Origin of the sequence: Mycobacterium pinniadriaticum (genome assembly GCF_026242045.1) — a bacterium.
GTDB classification, from domain to species: Bacteria; Actinomycetota; Actinomycetes; order Mycobacteriales; family Mycobacteriaceae; genus Mycobacterium; species Mycobacterium pinniadriaticum.
This window is the reverse complement of the sequence record NZ_JAPJDO010000018.1, coordinates 13,012-33,631: the sequence shown is the minus strand read 5'-3', so window position 1 is coordinate 33,631 and position 20,620 is coordinate 13,012. Positions and strand designations below refer to the sequence as shown.

Here is a 20,620-nt window from a genome sequence, read left to right as displayed (position 1 = left end):
CCGCCGCCGTTAGTCATCGGGACCCAGCCGCGCTTGCTGTGGCCCTGTGCCGCCTTGCCACTCCGGTGTTCCGGACAAAGACATGTGGCACGTGGTAACTACCGGCCGGATTCGGCGAGTCCGGCCAGCGCAGCGGGCAGTGGTTGGTGATGTAACACGCCCAACCGCTGGGTGGCGCGGGTGAGGGCGACATACAGCTCAGCCGCTCCACGCGGGCCATCGGCGAGGATACGGTCGGGCTCCACCACCAGCACCGCATCGAATTCCAGGCCCTTGGTCTCCGACGGCGCGACCGCGCCCGGCACGTATGGCGGCCCGATTACGATGCTGGTGCCGTCCCGGCCGGCTTCCTTTGCTGTGAACTCCTCGATCGCGTCCGATAGGCGGTCCGCGGCGACGCGTCGTGACCAGGGGCGGATGCCGCACGCGCGTACCGACTCCGGTGCCCGGACATCGGGCGCGAAGTCGGCGAGCAACGCCGCCGCGACGGCCATGATCTCGGCGGGGGTGCGGTAGTTCACCGTCAGCGACCGGTACACCCACCGGCCGGGCACATACGGCTCCAACATCTCGGCCCACGACGTCGCCCCGGCCATCGAGCGGCGTTGCGCCAGGTCGCCGACCACGGTGAAGGACCGGCTCGGGCAGCGGCGCATGAGTACGCGCCAGTCCATTTCCGAGAGCTCCTGGGCTTCGTCGACCACGACGTGGCGGTACGTCCAGTTCCGGTCGGCGGCGGCCCGCTCGGCAAGATCACGGGTGTCACGCTCTACGAAGCGCTCGGCGAGGCCCTCGGCGTCGATCAAGTCCTGCGCGAGCAGGCGGTCTTCGTCGTCCATCAGATCCTCGTGGGCGACCATATTCTCTAAAACACCTGCGGCATATCGGGTTTCTTCCTTGAGTGCCTGTTCGGCGGCATCGTCGGTCGCTTTGTCGCGGCCAAGCATGTCGATCAGTTCGTCGAGCAGTGGCACGTCCGAGGTTGTCCAGGCGTCACCGACTTCCCGCCATAGCGCCGGGTCGGCACCGGCCGCGCGTAGCCGTTCGGCCGACGTGTACAGGTCGGACAACAGATCTTGCGGAGTCAGGACCGGCCAGAGTTCGTCGAGTGCGGCGACGAACCGGTCGTTGTCGTCGAGATCGGCGAGTAGATCGGCGCGCACCTTCTCCCACGCGTCACGATTGTTGCGGGTTAGCCAGCCACGGCCGATCCGGGCGATCGCGCGCTCGGTCAGCACATAGGTGACGATGTCCCGGAACACCGAACGGGCTGCGTTGTGCGGCAGCCCACTTGCGCGCGCTTCGTCGATCGCCCACTGGGTGGTGTCGGCCGCGAGGTGCATCGTGACGTCGGCCAACGGGATCTCTAGGGGATGTTCGGGCAGGCGTTGGCGGTCTGTGATCGCCGCCGCCAGCACGTCGAGCATCGCGCGAGAGCCCTTGATCCGGGCGACGTGCGGGGCATCCTCGGCGGTGACATGCAGGCCGGGGACGAGGTCACCGACGGTCATGAACACCACCTCCGACTCGCCCAGGGACGGCAGCACGCGGCCGATGTGGTTGATGAACGCGTGGTTGGGTCCGACGACCAGCACCCCGTGGCGTTCGATCCGCTGCCGTTGTGTGTACAGCAGATAGGCGACGCGGTGCAGTGCCACCACGGTCTTGCCGGTGCCGGGCCCGCCCTCGATCACCAGCACGCCCGGGTGATCGAGTCGGATGATGTCGTCCTGTTCGGCCTGGATGGTCGCCACGATGTCGCGCATGCCCTCACCACGCGGCGCGTTGATCGCCGCGAGCAGGGCCGCGTCGCTGCTGAAGGGGCTGTCGTCGCCGGCGTCGGGGTCGGGGCGGCCGAAAACCTCGTCGGTGAAATCGACCAGTCGTCGCCCGTGGGAGTGGAACTGGCGACGCCGGCGCATGCCCTCGGGGCTGGCAGCGGTGGCGACGTAGAACGCGCGGGCGGCCGGTGCCCGCCAGTCCAGCAGCAGCGGTTCGTGGTCGTTGTGCTGGTCGAAGATGCCGATGCGGCCGACGTAGAGGCGTTCACCCGAGATGGCGTCCAGCCGCCCGAAGCACAGTCCGTGGTCGGCCACGTCCAACCGGGCCACTGCCTGGGCCAGAGTCCGCACCTCGGCGTCCCGGGCCACCAGGGTGCCGCCGTCCTGCAGATCGATCGGCCCGCCTAGCGCGGAGCGATACTGCGCCTTGACTCGCATGCGTTTGCCGTCGAGCCATTCGTAGAGCCCGGCCAGATAGTCTCGCTCGGACTGCAGTTCGTGCTCGTGGGCGTGAGTCGACATGGCGTCGGTTTCCCTCAATTTCGTAGTCTGATCAGCGGGTGTGCTCCGACGGATCCCGGACTTGCCGGATGTGCCGGTGGTGGGTCGATGGGGCAACAGTTTGCCGGGTTCTTCAGGCACACCCATCTTCGTCCTCATCCGGCTCGCCGGCCGCATATAGAACATATGTTCGATACACTTGGCCGGTGAGTTGGTTCAACGGTCCGCCCAGCTGGGGCGAAATGGAACGGGTCCTCAACGGCAAGCCACGCCGGCCCGGCCAGTCGCTGGGGGAACCGCACGCCGACGGCGGCGACAGCCCGGCCTGGTCTCGGCGTCGGGAACCCTACGAATCGGCCGGGGAGCGCCCGGTGCGCTCGGCTGTGCCCTATGCCGAGCTGCACACGCATTCTGCCTACAGCTTCCTCGACGGGGCCAGCACCCCGGAAGAGCTCGTCGAGGAGGCCTCGAGGCTGGACTTGCGGGCCATCGCACTGACCGATCACGACGGCCTCTACGGGGTGGTGCGGTTCGCCGAGGCTGCCAAGGAGCTCAACATGCGCACCGTCTTCGGCGCCGAACTATCGCTGGGCAATACCGCCCGCACCGAACTGCCCGACCCGCCCGGTCCACACCTGCTGGTGCTTGCCCGCGGCCCGGAGGGCTATCGTCGGCTGTCCCGCCAGCTGTCCGCCGCGCATCTGGCCGGCGGCGAGAAAGGAAAGCCGCGCTACGACTACGATTCGCTGACCGAGGCCGCGGGCGGGCATTGGCACATTCTTACCGGCTGCCGTAAAGGTCATGTCCGGCAGGCCCTTTCGGAAGGCGGACCGCAGGCGGCGGCGGTGGCGCTGGCCAACCTGGTGGACCGCTTCGGCCACGATCGGATCAGTATCGAACTCGCCTGCCACGGCGATCCACTCGATGACGAACGCAACGCCGCACTGGCCGCGCTGGCGCCGCGGTTCGGCGTCGGTGTCGTCGCCACCACCGGAGCCCACTTCGCCGAGCCGAGTCGCGGCCGATTGGCCATGGCCATGGGGGCGATCCGGGCGCGTCAGTCGCTGGACGAAGCGGCGGGCTGGCTGGCCCCGCTGGGTGGGTCGCATCTGCGTTCCGGTGACGAGATGGCCGAGCTGTTCGCCAGCCATCCCGAGGCCGTCAGCGCTGCAGCCGATCTCGGCGAGCAGTGCGCCTTCGGGCTGGCGCTGATCGCTCCGCAGCTGCCGCCCTTCGACGTACCCGATGGACACACCGAGGACAGCTGGCTGCGCGAGCTGGTGATGGTGGGTGCCGGCCGACGTTACGGGCCGCGTCCCAGCGCACCGGAGGCCTACGCCCAGATCGAACGCGAACTCGACATCATCGCCGCTTTGAAGTTCCCGGGCTACTTCCTGGTGGTGCACGACATCACCCGGTTCTGCCGGGAGAACGACATCCTGTGCCAGGGTAGGGGATCGGCGGCCAACTCCGCGGTCTGCTATGCACTCGGCGTCACCGCCGTCGACCCGATCGCCAACGAGTTGCTCTTCGAGCGGTTCCTGTCCCCGGCCCGCGACGGGCCACCCGACATCGACATCGACATCGAATCGGATCTTCGGGAAAACGCCATCCAGTACGTCTATGACCGCTACGGCCGCGATTACGCCGCACAGGTCGCCAACGTCATCACCTACCGGGGCCGCAGTGCGGTACGCGACATGGCACGTGCGCTCGGTTTCTCCCAGGGGCAACAGGATGCCTGGAGCAAGCAGATCAGTCACTGGCACACGCCGCGAGAGCAGCAATCGGACGGAGTGGCCGATCAACCCGATCTCGAAGACATCCCCGCGGCGGTGGTCGAGCTGGCAACCCAGATCAAGAACCTGCCGCGGCACATGGGCATCCATTCCGGCGGAATGGTGATCTGTGACCGTCCGATCGCCGATGTGTGCCCGGTGGAGTGGGCCCGCATGGAGAACCGCAGCGTGTTGCAGTGGGATAAAGACGACTGTGCGGCAATTGGTTTGGTGAAGTTCGATATGCTCGGCCTCGGTATGCTCTCAGCCCTGCACTACTGCATCGACCTGGTGGCCGAGCACAAGGGCATCGAGGTTGACCTGGCTCGGCTGGATCTCGCCGAGCCGGCGGTCTACGAGATGTTGCAGAAGGCCGACTCCGTCGGGGTGTTCCAGGTGGAGTCGCGGGCCCAGATGGCCACTCTGCCGCGGCTGAAGCCGCGGGTGTTCTACGACCTGGTGGTGGAGGTGGCGCTGATCCGGCCCGGGCCCATCCAGGGTGGTTCGGTGCATCCTTACATCAAGCGCCGCAACGGCCTGGAGCCCGTCACCTACGACCACCCGTCGATGGAACCTGCACTGCGCAAGACTTTGGGGGTTCCACTGTTCCAGGAACAGCTCATGCAGCTGGCGGTGGACTGCGCGGGGTTCTCGGCTGCCGAAGCCGATCAGCTGCGCCGGGCGATGGGGTCCAAGCGCTCCACCGAAAAGATGCGCAGGCTGCGGGACCGATTCTATGCCGGGATGGCACAGCGGCACGGTATCACCGGCGAGGTGGCCGAACGGATCTACGAGAAACTGGAAGCCTTCGCCAACTTCGGTTTCCCGGAGAGTCATTCGCTGAGCTTCGCATCGCTGGTGTACTACTCCTCGTGGTTCAAGCTGCATCATCCGGCAGCGTTCTGCGCCGCGCTGCTGCGCGCCCAACCGATGGGTTTCTACTCGCCGCAGTCGCTGGTTGCCGACGCCCGCAGGCACGGCGTCGCCGTGCGTGGACCCGATGTCAACGCCAGCCTGGCGTACCCCACGCTGGAGAACAACGGCTTGGATGTGCGACTGGGATTGGGTGCTGTGCGCCATATCGGTGACGAACTGGCCCAGTGCATCGTCGACGAACGCGAGGCCGGCGGCCGGTATGTCTCATTGCTGGACTTGACTGGGCGAGTGCAGCTTTCGGTGCCACAAACCGAAGCACTTGCCACCGCGGGGGCGTTGGCCTGCTTCTCGATCACCCGCCGGGAGGGGCTGTGGGCGGCCGGGGCGGCGGCCACCCAGCGCCCCGACCGACTGCCCGGTGTCGGCTCGTCGTCACACGTGCCTACCCTGCCCGGCATGACCAAGGTGGAGTTGGCCGCCGCCGACGTGTGGGCCACCGGCATTTCGCCGGACAGCTACCCGACCCAGTTCCTGCGCGAAGACCTCGACGCGATGGGGGTGATCCGGGCCGACCGGCTGCTGGAGGTGCCCGACGGCAGCCGGGTGTTGATCGCCGGGGCGGTGACGCACCGGCAGCGGCCCGCCACCGCACAGGGCGTGACGTTCATGAACATCGAGGACGAAACCGGCATGGTCAACGTGCTGTGCACTCCGGGGGTGTGGACCCGTCATCGCAAACTGGCTCAGACCGCATCCGCACTGCTGATCCGCGGGCAGGTGCAAAACGCCACCGGAGCGGTGACGGTGGTGGCCGAGCGGATGGGTCGTATCACCATGAAGGTGAGTTCCCGCTCCAGGGATTTCAGGTAGCCCACACACCCCTGACTTATCTGGCTACCCTTACTCGGGTGACGACCTTCCGGTACCCCTGATGGGCACCGTCGCGGTCAGCACCGAGCTGCCGCTCCCGGCGCAGACCGCGGCGGCGCTCGCGCGCAAACCGGAACTCATGCGGTTCGTGCTCAGCCCCATCGTCCAACTGCCCAGGCTGGTCGCCCCCGAGCATTTTGACGTCGGAGCGAGCGCCTCGGCACGGCTGTGGTGGTTCGGCATCATCCCGTCCTGGACGCACCACATCGAAATCAAGCAGCTCGACGATCTGGTCCTCTATACCAACGAACACGGCGGACCCATCAGAACCTGGAACCACCGGCTCACGTTTGTTCCCATCGACGAACACCGCTGTCGCTACACCGACGAGATCGAGGTCGACGACGGCGTGATCGGCTTCGCCACCAGGTTGTTCATCAAGGTGATCTTTGCCCACCGGCATCGTCGCTGGCATACGTTGGCCGCAATCCTGGCCTGAGGTCGGTGTGCTACCACCGCGAAAAGAGTTCCCGCTCAGTACACGTCGCGGACATACCGCTTCTCTGCCACCATTTCACGCTTGTAGTCGGCGGCCACTTGATTCGACATCCCGCCGTGTGTCCGGAGGATCTTGACAAGGGCATCGTCGACGTCCTTGGCCATCCTCGCCGCGTCACCGCACACATAGAAGTGCGCACCTTCGGCCAGCCAGCGCCACACTTCGGCACCTTGATCGATCATCTTGTGCTGCACGTAGATCCGTTGATCCTGATCGCGGGAGAACGCAAGATCGAGATAGCTGAGCAGGCCGTCGCTCACCATGTGCTCGAGCTCTTCGCGGTAGTAGAAGTTCTGGGCACGATGCTGGTCGCCGAAGAACAGCCAGTTGCGTCCGGTATGCCCCAGTGCGCGGCGCTCCTGCAGAAAGCCCCGGAACGGTGCGATCCCGGTACCGGGACCGACCATGATCATCGGGGTCTGCGAATCCTGTGGCGGCCTGAAGTTGGGTGAGCGTTGCAGGAACACCGGGACCCGGGTGTCGTCGGGAAGATCGGCAAGGAAAGTCGAGGCGACCCCGCCGCGCGGGCTTCCGTCGCTGCCGCGATAGCGGACCACCGATACGGTCAGCCCGATCTCATGCGGATGAACCAGGGGACTGGTCGAGATCGAGTACTGGCGCGGGGCCAGCCGCACCAGCGCGGTCTGCCATTCGGCCGGGTCGGCCCGCACGGTGAACTCCCGGACCAGATCCAGCCCGTTGCGGTTGGTCAGCCACGCGTCGAGCTTGGGGCGTGGGGCGCCGAGAATCTGCGCGGCCGAGGGGTCGCCACAGTGCTCGGACACGAAGGAGAGCAGATCGGGCGTCACCCGGCAGATATCGTAGGCCCAGGTCAATGCGTCTCGCAGGCTCCGTTCGGATCCGTCGACGGTGACCGCCGCGTTTGGATCGAGGCCGGTTGCCGACAACCAGCTTTGGACGGAGTGCGAACTGTTGGCGGCCCAGATACCCAGTGAATCGCCGACCGAATAGCCGACGTCATAGGCGGAGATGTCGAATCCGAACTGGCGCACTTCCTTTTCAGCTGTCTCCGGCGTGAGCCGGACGTTACGACTCAACGGCGCGAAGATCGGATCGGACCGGGTGAACGGCCCCGCCGCCTTGGTGACAGTCACGCCGACCGGTGCGGAGGTCGCGAGGGTGGCGCCGCCGGCTTCGCGCATGAGTTCCGCCACCCGCTCAGTCCAGTCGACGACCGGATCCTCGTCGTGGATTTCGCATACCGTGCAGTCGGTCAACCTGGTCGCGCCGAGTTCGGCGAGTCGGGCGTCCACCGATTTCGCATAGCCGCAGAAGTTGTCGTAGGAGCGGTCGCCGATCCCGAGCACCGCGTACCGGAGCTTCGGTAGTTCCGGCGCGTCGGTCGCGGTGATGCGATCCCAGAAGTCTGAGGCGTTGTCCGGTGGGCCGCCGTCACCGAATGTGCTTGTCACCACGATTGCCTGCGATGCCGTCGTCAGCTGGTCGAGGGTGCAATCGTTCATCGTGACCAGGCGCGGCTTGCCGCCCAGTCGGGTGGCGAACTGTGCGGCGATTTCTTCGGCGTTGCCGGTCTGCGATCCCCAGATCACCAGTGAGCCGTCGGTGTCGTCCTCGACCGAGCCGCCTACCCCGGCGCGCGAGTGTGCTCCGGCGAGCATGCCGTCGATCCACAGCCGCGCCTTGCGGCTCACCGGAGCCGACGCGGGCAATACCGGGACCCCCGCCTGGCTGTTCGGTACCCCGGCCAAGAATCCGGCGAGATAGGTCATCTCATCGTCATCGAGAACCGGGGCTGCCTCGGTGATCCCCAGGGCGAGGGCGAGCGGGTGAGTACTGGGTGGCGCGCTGTCAATAGGTAACGGCCGCAGCCGGACCGCGCACACTTTGAACTCCGGCTGCAGTGAGTCGGGGTCGACGGCGTCACTGGTCACCGCGTTGATCGTGAGGTTCTCGCCCTGCTGGTCGTTCCAATGAAAGGGGACGAAGCAGTTGCCGGGCCGCACCCGGTCGGTGATCACCGCCGGCAGCACCGCGCGTCCCCGCCGCGAGACGACTTCGGTGGGCTGGCGATCGACGATGCCCGTGGCCTTCGCGTCATCGGGGTGGATCTCGATGAACGGCTGGCCGTTGAGCTTGTTGAGCTTGTCCACCCGGCCGGTTTTGGTCATTGTGTGCCACTGGTGTTGCAACCGACCGGTGTTGAGGATCGTCGGGTAGTCGTCGTCGGGCAGCTCGGCGGCGGGAAGATGCGGGCGCGGGTGGAACACCGCACGCCGTGACGGGGTCGGAAACGCCAGGCGCGGACGGTAGCCGTTGGAATCGACGTGAAGCTCCTGGCTGACACCGTCGTTGAGATAGCGGATCGGGTTGCGGCCGGTGTCGCCGCCAGCTGGTTCCGGTGGGACCGGCCACTGCAACGGACCCTGTCGCAGCCGCTCGTAGCTGGCGCCGCGCAGATCGTAGCCGGTCTTCGGATTCGCGAACCGGCGGATCTCGTCGAAGATCTCCTCGCTGCTCTTGAAGGAGAACGCCTCGCCGAATCCGAGCTGCTCGGCGACGTCACAGATCAACTCCCAGTCGGGTCGAGCCGACCCTGGCGGTGGAATCGACTCGGCGAGCAGTGTCAGAGTGCGATCGGAATTCACCATCACCGCGTCGGCTTCCGCCCACAGTGTGGCCGGCAAGACGATGTCGGCGTACCGATTGGTCGCGGTGTCGGCGTAAACATCTTGAGTGACGACCAGTTCCGCGGCCTGTAGGCCGGCGGCCACCGTTGCCCGGTTGGCCACGCTGACAACCGGGTTGGTGCAGACGATCCAGCACGCTTTGATATAGCCGGCCGCCATCTGTTCGAACATCGCGATCGTGCCCGGGCCGACATCACTTCGGATGGTGCCGGGCTCGAGGTCCCACTGTTGTTCGACGAATTCACGGTCCCCGGGCGACAGCACCGAGCGCTGGCCGGGCAGACCCGGTCCCATGTATCCCATCTCGCGCCCGCCCATGGCGTTGGGCTGGCCCGTCAGTGACATCGGGCCGCTGCCCGGCCGGCAGATGGCCCCGGTCGCCAGGTGAAGATTGCAGATGGCGTTGGTGTTCCAGGTGCCGTGGGTGCTCTGGTTGAGTCCCATCGTCCAGCACGACATCCATTCGCCGGCATCGGCGATCATGGCGGCGGCGCGCCGGATGTCGGCCTCGGCCAGCCCGGTGATCTCGGCTACTCGGGCCGGTGGGTAGTCGGCCAGGAACTCCGGCATCGCCTCCCAACCCTCGGTGTGCTCGGCGATGAATTCGTGGTCGATGTCGCGCGACTCGACGAGTAGGTGCAGCAGGCCGTTGAGCAGCGCCAGATCGGTCCCCGGCCGAATCGGCAGGTGCAGGTCGGCCTTTTCGGCGGTCGTAGTGCGACGCGGGTCCACCACGATGAGCTTCGCGCCCGCTTTGAGCCGATCCGCCATCCGAAGAAAAAGGATGGGATGGCAGTCGGCCATATTCGACCCGATCACGAAAAACAGTTCGGCACAGTCGAAGTCAGTGTACGAACCGGGCGGCCCGTCGGCGCCGAGCGACTGCTTGTAGCCTGTCCCGGCGCTGGCCATGCACAGTCTGGAGTTGGATTCGATGTGGACGGTGCGCAGGTAGCCCTTGGCCAGTTTGTTGGCCAGGTATTGGGCTTCTAGCGACATCTGGCCGGAGACATAGAGCGCGACAGCATCCGGGCCGTGCTCGGAGATGATGGCGCGCAGTCGATCCGCGACTTCGGCCACCGCATCGTCCACCGGGGTTTCGACGGGTTCTTCGTCGCGTCCGGGCCGGACGAGCGCGGTGGTGAGTCTGGTGTCCCGAGCCGCCATCATCTCCGCGTGGGTGGCCCCTTTGGTGCACAGCCGTCCGAAATTGGTGGGGTGCGACTTGTCTCCGCTGACGCGGGTGATGGTTGCGATCCCGGACTCGGCATCGTGCCGGGTCTGGACCTCGATGCCGCAGCCGACACCGCAGTACGAACACAGGGTCCGTACTGCGGATGTCATCTCGTTCTCACCGGCCACGAACGCCGCGGTCTCCTCTCAGGTCATCGGGCCATGCCGCCCGTCGGCTGGGCGCTCAGACTCCGGCCTGTGCCATCCGGGTGCCCTTGCGCAGATAGCAGAACCAGGTCACGCCCAGCAGCAGCAGGAAGAACACCACGTAAAACTGCAGTGCGGGCTCGATGTTGCCGAAGGTCGCCTTTGACCAGGCGTACGCCAGTGGGACGATGAACCCGCCGAACGCGCCGACCGAGGAGATGATACCCAGCGCGCCCGCCGCCTGCCGCCGCATGGACACCATGGTGTCGGGATCACCGCCGGCGTCGAAGCCCTTGACCTGGAAGATCTTCGAGATCATCCGGTAGGTCGAGCCGTTGCCGATTCCGGTTGCGACGAACAGGAACATGAACGCGGCGAAGAAGACCGGCAGATTCTTTTCCTGCACCGACCACAGCGCGGCCGCGGCGCCCAGGGCCAGCATCACGAAGCTGATCGCGGTGATCCGTGCCCCACCGACCCGGTCGGACAGCTTGCCGCCCAGCGGGCGGGCGATCGAACCGATGCCCGCACCGAGGAACGCCCACGCCAACGCGATGTCACCGCGACCGAAGACCGCCTTGAGCAGCGTCGGGAACGCCGCCGAGTAGCCGATGAACGATCCGAACGTGCCGATGTAGAGCAGCGACATCACCCAGGTGTCGGCGTGCCGCAGCGACTGCCAGACCGGTTTCACGTCGGCCTTGGCCTCGGAAAGGTTGTTCATGAACAGAAACGCACATACCGCTGCGGTGATGGCGAAGGGAACGTAGAAGAGGCCCGCGCGGGACAGGGCGAGTCCGCCGCCGGCCACCACAACCATCGGGATGAGTTTTTGCGCGACGGCAACGCCGATGTTGCCGCCGGCAGCATTGAGGCCCAGCGCCCAACCTTTCTCCTTCTCCGGGTAGAAGAACGAGATGTTGGCCATCGAGGAAGCGAAGTTGCCGCCACCGAAGCCGGCGGTGGCCGCGATCAGGAGCAGGACGGCGAAGTTGATGCTCGGATCGGTGACGACCCAGGCCATCAACAGACACGGAATCAGCAACATCATGGCCGAGATCACCGTCCAGTTGCGCCCGCCGAACACGGGTACCGCGAAGGTGTAGGGGATCCGGAGGAACGCGCCCACGCCGCTGGGCACCGCCACCAGCCACAGCGCCTGGGTGGTGGTCAGTGCCCAGCCCGACGCCGTCGCGGCCCCGTTCGCACCGGCGGTCATCTGAACCACGACGATGCTCCACAGCAGCCACACCGAGAATCCGATGTGCTCGGCGAAGATGGAGAAGATCAGATTGCGGCGGGCGATCGGCCGGCCGACGCTGGACCAGAATTCCGGGTCCTCGGGCGTCCAGTGCTCGATCCAGTGCTTTCCCTTTCGGGTCGAGGTGGCGCCTGAGTCGAGGGTGGGCTCAGTGCTGGTGATGGTCATTCGGACTTCCTGTCTGACGACGGCCCCGGCCCGGTGGGACGGCCCCGCAAAGTGGGTGAGAACCTCTGATCCGGGTGTTGCGATGCCGACAACGCTAAGGATCTCGTGTTACACCAGCGACCTGTCACGGTTAATCTGCCGCAACTAACTTCTCAGCGCGCCCCACATCGCTTTGCCAGCATCGGTATTCATCGTTGACCCATGTCGGAAATACAGGCGAAACAATCGGCTCCTAGTTTCGGGTCGGTCGATCGGGTGACGATGCCGCGGGCGGGAGCCAATGGCTAGGTACCCGCGAATCCAGAAGGCCGCCGTGGAATACGAAGCCCTGCAACCACTAAATTCCCGCCCCTGGATGGTTCGCAGACAGATCTCACCGGGTGGCCGACTGCCATGTGAGCACACAGTGATGGTGCGTTCACACGCTCCGATCAAGTTCGCAACATCGGATTCGTAGGGTGGCGGCATGGTGTCGCATCGAGACGGTCGCACAGGTTCGAAACACCTTGTCGTCGTGGGTCATGGCATGGTGGGCCATCGCCTGGTCGAGGCGTTGCGCTCGCGTGATGCCGAGAATTATTGGCGAGTAACAATTCTCGGTGAAGAGGCCGATCCTGCATACGACCGGGTGGGCCTGACCGGATACACCGAACATTGGGACCGTGCGCGCATGGCGTTGTCCGGCAACACCTACGTCGACGACGATCAAGTCACCCTGTCGCTCGGCGGCGCGGTCGCCGCTATCGACCGGTCAGCCAGGACCGTGACGACGCCCCGGGGCGTCATCGGCTATGACGCGCTGGTGCTGGCTACCGGTTCGTATGCCTTCGTCCCGCCGGTGCCCGGTCACGACCTTCCCGGCTGTCATGTCTACCGGACCCTCGACGACCTCGACGCCATCCGGGCCGGTGCGGTCGCCGCGATGCGGGCCGGACGTTCGAAGTCCGGTGTGGTGATCGGCGGCGGCCTGCTTGGTTTGGAGGCGGCCAACGCCCTGCGTGGGTTCGGCATGACATCCCACGTGGTGGAGCGGGCTCCCCGGCTGATGGCCCAGCAGCTCGACGAAGGTGGCGGAACGCTGCTGGTCAAGATGATCTCCGATCTGGGCATCCAGGTGCACGTCGGGGTGGGGACGGAGTCGATCGACGCCGACGAGTCCGGCAGCCTGCGGGTGGAGCTGAGCGACTCGACGGTGATCGAGGCCGGCGTCGTGGTCTTTGCCGCTGGCGTGCGCCCGCGCGATGAACTGGCCCGTGCCGCCGGTTTGCACGTTGCCGAGCGGGGCGGTGTCATGACCGACCTCACCTGCGCGACCAGCGATCCCGACATCTTCGCTGTCGGCGAGGTGGCAGCGATCCAGGGTCGGTGCTACGGCTTGGTGGCGCCGGGCTACACCTCGGCCGAGGTCGTCGCCGACCGGCTGCTCGGCGGATCTGCCGAGTTCCCCGGAGCGGACACGTCGACGAAACTCAAGCTGCTGGGCGTCGATGTGGCGAGTTTCGGTGATGCGCATGGTGTTTCGGATAACTGCCTTGAGGTCGTCGTCAACGACGCGGTCCGCCAGACGTATGCGAAACTGGTCCTCTCCGACGACGCGACCACGCTGTTGGGCGGCATCCTGGTCGGCGATGCGTCGGCTTACGGGGTGTTGCGGCCCATGATCGGTAGCAGCCTGCCGGGGGATCCGCTGGCGCTGATCGCCGGATCGCAGGCCGACTCCGGCGGGGCGGCGCTCGGCGTGGGTTCGCTGCCGGACGCGGCGCAGATATGTTCCTGCAACAACGTGAGCAAGGGCGACTTGGTCGCCGCTATCGCCGACGGTTGTTCTGACGTTGCCGCGCTGAAGAACTGCACCGCGGCGGGAACCTCCTGCGGGTCGTGCGTGCCGTTGCTCAAGCAACTGCTCGATGCCGAGGGGGTCGAGCAGTCCACTGCCCTGTGTGAGCACTTCGGCCAGTCGCGAGCCGAACTGTTCGAGATCATCAGCGCCACATCAATCCGGACGTTTTCCGGGCTGATCGCCAAGTTCGGGACCGGAAAGGGCTGCGACATCTGCAAGCCTGCGGTCGCGTCGATCCTGGCCTCCACCGGCTCAGACCACATCCTCGACGGCGAGCAGGCTTCGCTGCAGGACACCAACGACCATTTTCTGGCCAACATCCAACGCAACGGCAGCTATTCGGTGGTGCCCCGGGTTCCTGGTGGCGAGATCACCCCCGAACATCTGATCCTGATCGGCGAGATCGCCCGCGACTACGGTCTCTACACCAAGATCACCGGGGGGCAGCGCATCGACATGTTCGGTGCTCGGGTCGATCAGCTGCCGGGGATCTGGCGCCGGCTGGTCGACGGCGGGATGGAGTCCGGGCACGCCTACGGCAAGGCGTTGCGCACGGTCAAGAGTTGCGTCGGTACCGACTGGTGCCGTTATGGGCAACAGGATTCGGTGCAGCTGGCCATCGATCTCGAGCTCCGCTACCGCGGCCTGCGCGCACCACACAAGATCAAGATGGGCGTCTCCGGCTGTGCCCGCGAATGTGCGGAGGCTCGGTCCAAGGACGTCGGGGTGATCGCTACCGAGCAGGGCTGGAACCTCTACGTCGGCGGCAATGGCGGGATGAGCCCGCGGCACGCCCAACTGCTGGCCTCGGACCTGGACACCGAGTCGTTGGTGAGCTACATCGACCGGTTCCTGATGTTCTACATCCGCACCGCAGACCGGTTACAACGAACCGCGCCGTGGATGGAGGCTCTCGACGGAGGCCTCGATCATGTCCGGGACGTGGTTTGCCACGACTCACTGGGCCTGGCCGGGGAATTCGAGGCGGCGATCGCCGCACATGTCGCGGGCTACGCGTGTGAGTGGAAGGGTGTGCTGGAAGACCCGGACAAACTGTCCCGGTTCGTGTCATTCGTCAACGCACCCGACGTTCCCGACCCCACCGTCGAGTTCACCGAACGGTCCGGGCGCAAGGTGCCTGTGGTTCTGGGCATGCCGCAACTGAAGGAGCAATCGTGACGCTACTCGACGATACCCGGGTCTGGACGACGGCTTGCGCCTACGAGCGGTTGATACCGGGTCGAGGTGTCGGCGTGCTCCTCGAGGACGGCTCCCAGGCGGCGTTGTTCCTCCTCGACGACGGGTCTTTGCACGCATTGGGCAACATCGATCCGTTCTCCGGCGCGGCGGTGCTGTCCCGCGGTGTCGTGGGTGACCGGGCCGGCAGGTCATGCGTCCAGTCGCCGATCAAGAAGCAGGCCTTCGCCTTTGACGATGGAACGTGTCTGGACGACCCGCGACTGGCCGTGGCGGTGTATACGACCAGGGTTACTGCCGACGGATGGGTTCAGGTCGGCTCCTGCTGAGCACTGCGACCAGTGTGTCCTAGCCGGCTACGCCGTCGGGGTGGTCCACACTTTGTCGATGCTGATTCGCAGCCGCAGGTGGTACCCGCCCATCGCGTCGGTGAGGCCGAATTGCGCTGCAGCATTGGCATATTTCGCCCAGAATGCGGCATCGTCGCGGGGATCCGCGTCCTCGTTGTCCACGATTGCTGGGCCGCCGATGACGATGATGCCCCCGCCGTTGCCGTCGGAATCCAGGTTCAGGCTGACCCGAGGATGCGCTCGGATGTGGCGAACCTTGGCCGTGTTCGGCTCGGTGTAGACGACGATATCGGTGCCGTCGAAGTAGAACCACACCAACTTGGGCACCGGCTGGCCGGATTTGGCGACTGTGGTCAGCCAGCCGTAACTGTCGCCGGTGAGTCGATCGGCCACTTCTTTGGTCAGTTCAGTTCCCATAGGCCCGAATGTAGTCTCTGGTCGTGACACTCGATCTGACCGTTGATGAACTCCTGACCTCCACTCGATCGGTTCGCAAGCGGCTCGACTTCGACCGGCCGGTGCCGCGTGAGGTGTTGATGGAGTGTCTGAACCTGGCACTGCAGGCGCCCACCGGATCCAATGCCCAGGGGTGGCAGTGGGTGTTCGTGGAGGACGCCGCCAAGAAGAAGGCGCTGGCCGACATCTACCGGGCTAATGCCACGCCCTATCTCGGCCTGCCCAAACCGGTGCGCGGCGACATGCGTGACCAGCAGATGGATTCGGTGCTGAGCTCGGCCAAGTACCTCAACGAGAACCTCGAGAAGGCACCGGTGTTTCTGATCCCCTGCCTGGAGGGACGCCCCGACGGCGCCCCCGCCGGCATGCAGGCGTCCTACTGGGGGTCGCTGCTGCCAGCGGTGTGGAGTTTCATGCTCGCCCTGCGGTCGCGCGGTCTGGGTTCGGCGTACACGACGCTGCACCTGATCGGGGACGGGGAGAAGCAGGCGGCCGAGGTGCTCGGCATTCCGTTCGAGCATTACGCCCAGGGTGGGCTGTGGCCGATCACCTACACCAAGGGCACCGACTTCAAACCCGCCAAGCGGCTGCCGGCCGAGGACCTCACCCACTGGGACAGCTGGTGACTGTGCCCATCCGGGGGTCGCTCCGGCCCGTCGCTACGCGCCCCCGCTGAACCCGTACTGCCGCCACGCCTCGTAGGCCGCCACCGCGGCGGCGTTGGACAGATTCAGTGACCGCCGGCCGGGCAGCATCGGGATCCGCACCTGTTCGGTGATGTGCGGGTCGGCCAGCGTCACGTCATCCAAGCCCGTTGGCTCGGGACCGAACAGCAATACATCGCCCGGCCGGTAAGCGATATCGGCGAACGATCGCCCGGCGTGCGCGGTGAACGCGAACACCCGGGCATCGCCCAGCGCGGCCCATGCGCGTTCGAGGCCGGCGTGCACCGTCACCGACGCGAGGTCGTGATAGTCGAGCCCGGCGCGGCGCAGCTTCGGCTCGGATAGGTCGAAGCCCATCGGCTCGACCAGATGCAGTTCGCATCCGGTGGCCGCCACCATGCGGATCGCATTGCCGGTGTTGGGTGCGATGCGCGGCGAATAGAACATCACTTTGAACACAACGCCGCCCCGTCCTCGGTGCGCCGGCAGCCAGGCTAGCAGGCAGCGCGATTAATCAGCATCCGGCTTTGCGTCGCCCTGCTTCTTGAGCGCTTCGCTGGCGCTGCCAACGACGCTTCGGATGAACTCGTACTGCGTCTTGACCAGATTGTCCGCCATATCGAGGGCGGCGTTGACGATGGTGTCGCGTCTTGAGGGATGGTCGTCGTCGTGTGCGGGCATCGACTCATCGACAGTGCCAACGAACTTGCGCACGGCGTCGATCGCGCTCCGTTGCCCGGATTCGACCGACTTGAGCACGTCGTCGGACAGGGTTACCGCCCGTTCCGTCAGGTCCGACGCTCGTTCTGCCGCAGTCTTCTTTTCGGTGTTCTCGGCCATGGTCGCGCTCCTCCAGGATCGAATGCAGAATGCGAGTCTGAATGGACTCGGCGTCAAGAATGCGCCCGGCTTTCGGCGTTCTATAGGGCCGATGGTCCCTGCTCCGCCTGACGTGAAAATGACTTTGTTGCGATACGCGGCGAATAGAACATCACCCGAAACATCGGTTGATGATGTCAGTTGCGCGGCAGCGCAATTTGCTCGCCATCCGATTGGGACAACGGCCCAGGTCGCGCCGGTATCTCTCTGTTCAGTAACGACTCTGGAGATGGGGGGCGATGGCTGTCATACTCGACGAATTGCCAGGGGTTATTCGCCGCTTCGTCGTCGACACGGGCCGCGATGACCAGGAAGTCCGGATGAAGTAGGCGAGAACACTGAATTTCAGCGCCGCCCCGCAGGGGGTGGACCAGCCGACCTCCGGCAGTCCCCAGCCAACAGCCGTGCAGCCGAAGCGGCCGTCGCGGTGGTCACCGCGCAACTGGCCGGTGCGCGGCAAAGTCATTGCGATCGTGGCCGTTCCGCTGGCCCTGGCGCTCGCCTTCGCCGGCGCCCGTCTCTGGGACGAGGTCAACTCGGCACGGGATCTGCAGGTGGCAGCCGATCGCGTCGAGATGATCCCGGTGATCGAGAGCTATGTCAGTGCGGTGGAAGGTGTCCTGCTGGCCTCCTCCTCAGGCGGGGACACCCAGGGGAAAGCAAACACATTCGACAAAGCCACAGCCACGCTGCAGAACAAGCTCAACTCCACCGACGTCGCTCCCGACGTCCGCACCGGGGTGACCAACCTGCTCACCGGTGGCCAGCAGCTCGTCGGTGCGGTTTCGGCTGATGCGATCGGGCTGCGCGAGCGGATCACCACCTACGCGCCGATCCTGCTGACGGCCGAGGACGCCATCAACGGGTCGGTGCGTCTCGACGACGAGAAACTGCGCGCACAGACCCAGGGGCTGAGCCGTGCCGTGGGCGCCCGCGGACAGATGCTGATGCAGCAACTGCTCGTCGAACAGGGCGGTGACCTGGCCGAGCCGGAACTGCGCACGTCGATGATCACGCTGGCGGGCACCGAGCCGTCGACGTTGTTCGGCATGAGCCAGGTGCTCGGCGTCGGCTCCCCGGACGCGACGGCGTTGCAGAGCGAGATGGTCCGGCGGATGGACATCATGTCCAACCCCGACGCCGTGCTGGTCGGCAACCCCGACCTGACTCAATCGCTGCAGGCCACCGACACCATCGCCGCTCAGGTCATCAAGAACACCACCGAGAAGGTCACCGCGGCCGTCCAGCAGCAGGCCACCGACCGGCGCTCCGCGGTCATCCGAGATTCCCTGCTGGTAGCGGCGGCGTTCATCGTTGCGCTGGTGGTGGTGTTCGTGGTGGCGCGGTCGTTGATCAGGCCGCTACGGGTCTTGCGTGACGGCGCCCTGCGGGTCGCGCATACCGATCTCGAGCAGGGGATCGCTCGGGTGCGGGCCGGTGACGAACGCGAGCCCGAGCCGTTGCCCGTCTACACCACCGAAGAGATCGGCCAGGTGGCGCACGCGATCGACGAACTGCACGCTCAGGCGTTGCTGCTGGCCGGTGACGAGGCGCGGTTGCGGCTGGTGATCAATGAGATGTTCGAGACGATGTCGCGGCGCAACCGCTCGCTGGTCGACCAGCAGCTCGCCCTCATCGACCGGCTGGAGAAGAGCGAGGACGATCCCGAGCGCCTCGACAATCTCTTCCGGCTGGACCACCTGGCCACCAGGATGCGCCGCATCGGCTCCAACTTGCTGGTACTCGCCGGCGCCCAAGTGTCCCGCGACCACCGTGAGTCCCTGCCGCTGGCCAGCGCGGTCAACGCCGCGGTCTCCGAGGTCGAGGACTACAAGCGGGTCGAAGTCGGTGAGCTGCCGGACTCGTCGCTGGTCGGCCGTGTCTCCGCCGATGCGGTGCACATGCTGGCCGAGCTCATCGACAACGCGTTGCGCTATTCACCGCCCATCGCATCGGTACGGGTCAGCGCGGTGCACACCAGCAATGCCGGGGTGATCATCGAGGTGCACGATGACGGGATCGGCATGACCGAAAGCGATCTGCGTATCGCGAATATGCGGCTACACGCCGGCGGAGAGGTCAGCCAGGACAACACCCGGCACATGGGGCTGTTCGTGGTCGGCCGGCTCGCGCACATGCACGGGATGGCCGTGCGGCTGCGCAACGCCGTGGAGGGCGAGCCGTCCTCGGGGACCACCGTGGAGCTCTATGTCCCGCCGAAACTGCTCGAACACGGCGCACCGATCAGCGCCGACGCACGGCGCTACGACGCACCAGCCGAGGCCCACGGGTCCGAAGAACTACCCGCAGGATCGTTCGCGGCGGTGGCCCCGGAGCAGCCCGGGCCGGGTGCGGGGACCGGGTTGCCGCAGCGGTCGCCGGGTTCCAGCGGGATCACCGGGGCGCCGCGGCCCGAACCCGAGGCCGAACCGGTGCCCTCGCCGTGGTTCGGGGGTGGCCGAGGCGAGGTGCCCGCCACGGCCAACGAGCATCCCTCGGACACCGCGCCGTTCTTCACCTCCCGCACCCGCGCCGAAGAGTCGCGTGAGGAGAACATCGACATCAGCGACATGGATGTGCTTGCCGCCGACCTTTCGGCCCCCGGCGCCGAGGACACCGACACCGACTACATCTATCAAAAGATGCTCAACGAGATCATGGTCGACCCACACACGCTGGTGGTGCCCCAGGACTGGAAGTCGGTGTGGGACAACGGCTGGGAGACAGCGGCCGAGGTGGACAACGTACCGGTACAGACCCACACGGAGCACGGCTTACCGGTGCGTGATCCCGGGGCAAGGCTGGTGCCCGGGGCGGCGGACCTGCCGTCGGCCCCCGAGCTCCCCCAACGTGACCCCGATGCGGTTCGAGCCTCCTTCAGCAGCCATTTCGGCGGCGTGCGGGCCGCGCGTTCCGATATCCAGAACGGATCCGCGGAGAACGGACGAGATCCACAATGACCAATCCGCCGACCAATCCGCCTCGCCCGCCGAACAACTCGCTGGACTGGTTGGTGTCCAATTTCACCCGCGATGTTCCCGGCGTCTCCCATGCGGTGCTGGTGTCGGTCGACGGCCTGTTGATCGCGGCCAGCGAGCAGCTGCCACGTGAGCGTGCCGAGCAGCTGGCCGCGGTGACTTCGGGGCTGGCCAGCCTGGCCGCCGGCGCGGCCCAGCTCTTCGAAGCGGGGCAGGTCCTGCAATCGGTAGTGGAGATGGCAGGCGGCTACCTGTTGGTGATGCGGGTTGGGGATGGCTCGCACTTGGCCACCTTGGCCGCTTCCAATTGCGATATTGGCCAAATCGGTTACGAAATGGCAGTTTTGGTCGAGCGAGTGGGCAATGTGGTCTCCTCGTCCCGGCGTACCACCCGGCAACCGTCGTAGCTGGT

The 20,620-nt window shown here is 66.0% G+C and carries 13 protein-coding genes; 7 read left to right on the top strand and 6 right to left on the bottom strand.

Translation table 11 applies throughout. The features are described from left to right. Positions 1-98 precede the first annotated feature (98 nt). Positions 99-2,303 (bottom strand): RNA polymerase recycling motor ATPase HelR, encoded by a 2,205-nt coding sequence (gene helR / locus ORI27_RS19400; RefSeq protein WP_265998708.1) that lies wholly within the window; start codon positions 2,301-2,303, stop codon positions 99-101. A 185-nt stretch (positions 2,304-2,488) separates the two neighbouring features. Here helR and ORI27_RS19395 point away from each other — a divergent pair, with 185 nt between their 5' ends. Then, the gene (locus ORI27_RS19395; protein ID WP_265998667.1) at positions 2,489-5,806 is read left to right on the top strand and encodes an error-prone DNA polymerase; all 3,318 of its coding nucleotides are present in this window, start codon (positions 2,489-2,491) and stop codon (positions 5,804-5,806) included. 61 nt (positions 5,807-5,867) lie between these two features. Beyond that, complete coding sequence (locus tag ORI27_RS19390; protein WP_265998668.1) at positions 5,868-6,305, top strand: SRPBCC family protein; 438 nt, start codon at positions 5,868-5,870, stop codon at positions 6,303-6,305. Between the two features lie 35 nt (positions 6,306-6,340). Here the strand turns inward: ORI27_RS19390 and ORI27_RS19385 are convergent, their stop codons facing one another. Further along, positions 6,341-10,378, bottom strand: coding sequence for a bifunctional nitrate reductase/sulfite reductase flavoprotein subunit alpha (locus ORI27_RS19385; RefSeq protein WP_265998669.1), 4,038 nt, complete (start codon positions 10,376-10,378; stop codon positions 6,341-6,343). 73 nt (positions 10,379-10,451) lie between these two features. Continuing rightward, on the bottom strand, positions 10,452-11,843 hold the full coding sequence (locus tag ORI27_RS19380) for an MFS transporter (protein WP_265998670.1): 1,392 nt from the start codon (positions 11,841-11,843) through the stop codon (positions 10,452-10,454). A gap of 466 nt (positions 11,844-12,309) precedes the next feature. Here ORI27_RS19380 and nirB point away from each other — a divergent pair, with 466 nt between their 5' ends. Beyond that, complete coding sequence (gene nirB / locus ORI27_RS19375) at positions 12,310-14,862, top strand: nitrite reductase large subunit NirB (RefSeq protein WP_265998671.1); 2,553 nt, start codon at positions 12,310-12,312, stop codon at positions 14,860-14,862. Beyond that, positions 14,859-15,209, top strand: coding sequence for a nitrite reductase small subunit NirD (gene nirD, locus ORI27_RS19370; protein WP_265998672.1), 351 nt, complete (start codon positions 14,859-14,861; stop codon positions 15,207-15,209). The genes nirB and nirD overlap by 4 nt, the downstream gene beginning before the upstream one ends. A gap of 27 nt (positions 15,210-15,236) precedes the next feature. On the opposite strand, the gene ORI27_RS19365 is transcribed toward nirD, so the two are convergent. Then, positions 15,237-15,647, bottom strand: coding sequence for a TIGR03667 family PPOX class F420-dependent oxidoreductase (locus tag ORI27_RS19365; protein ID WP_265998673.1), 411 nt, complete (start codon positions 15,645-15,647; stop codon positions 15,237-15,239). Positions 15,648-15,670: 23 nt separating this feature from the next. Between ORI27_RS19365 and ORI27_RS19360 the strand changes: the two genes are divergently transcribed. After that, positions 15,671-16,312 (top strand): nitroreductase family protein, encoded by a 642-nt coding sequence (locus tag ORI27_RS19360; protein WP_265998674.1) that lies wholly within the window; start codon positions 15,671-15,673, stop codon positions 16,310-16,312. A gap of 33 nt (positions 16,313-16,345) precedes the next feature. On the opposite strand, the gene ORI27_RS19355 is transcribed toward ORI27_RS19360, so the two are convergent. Together ORI27_RS19355 and ORI27_RS19350 are read right to left on the bottom strand one after the other, a co-directional pair. Continuing rightward, on the bottom strand, positions 16,346-16,798 hold the full coding sequence (locus tag ORI27_RS19355; RefSeq protein ID WP_407666371.1) for a tRNA (cytidine(34)-2'-O)-methyltransferase: 453 nt from the start codon (positions 16,796-16,798) through the stop codon (positions 16,346-16,348). 63 nt (positions 16,799-16,861) lie between these two features. Next, a complete protein-coding gene (locus tag ORI27_RS19350) occupies positions 16,862-17,191 on the bottom strand; it encodes a hypothetical protein (RefSeq protein ID WP_265998677.1) in 330 nt (109 codons plus the stop codon). 443 nt (positions 17,192-17,634) lie between these two features. On the opposite strand from ORI27_RS19350, the gene ORI27_RS19345 reads away from it, so the two are divergent. Then, positions 17,635-20,190: an ATP-binding protein gene (locus ORI27_RS19345; protein ID WP_265998678.1), complete on the top strand. Its 2,556-nt coding sequence runs from the start codon at positions 17,635-17,637 to the stop codon at positions 20,188-20,190. Continuing rightward, on the top strand, positions 20,187-20,615 hold the full coding sequence (locus ORI27_RS19340) for a roadblock/LC7 domain-containing protein (RefSeq protein ID WP_265998680.1): 429 nt from the start codon (positions 20,187-20,189) through the stop codon (positions 20,613-20,615). Before ORI27_RS19345 ends, ORI27_RS19340 begins: the two co-directional genes overlap by 4 nt. The last annotated feature ends 5 nt before the right edge of the window (positions 20,616-20,620 follow it).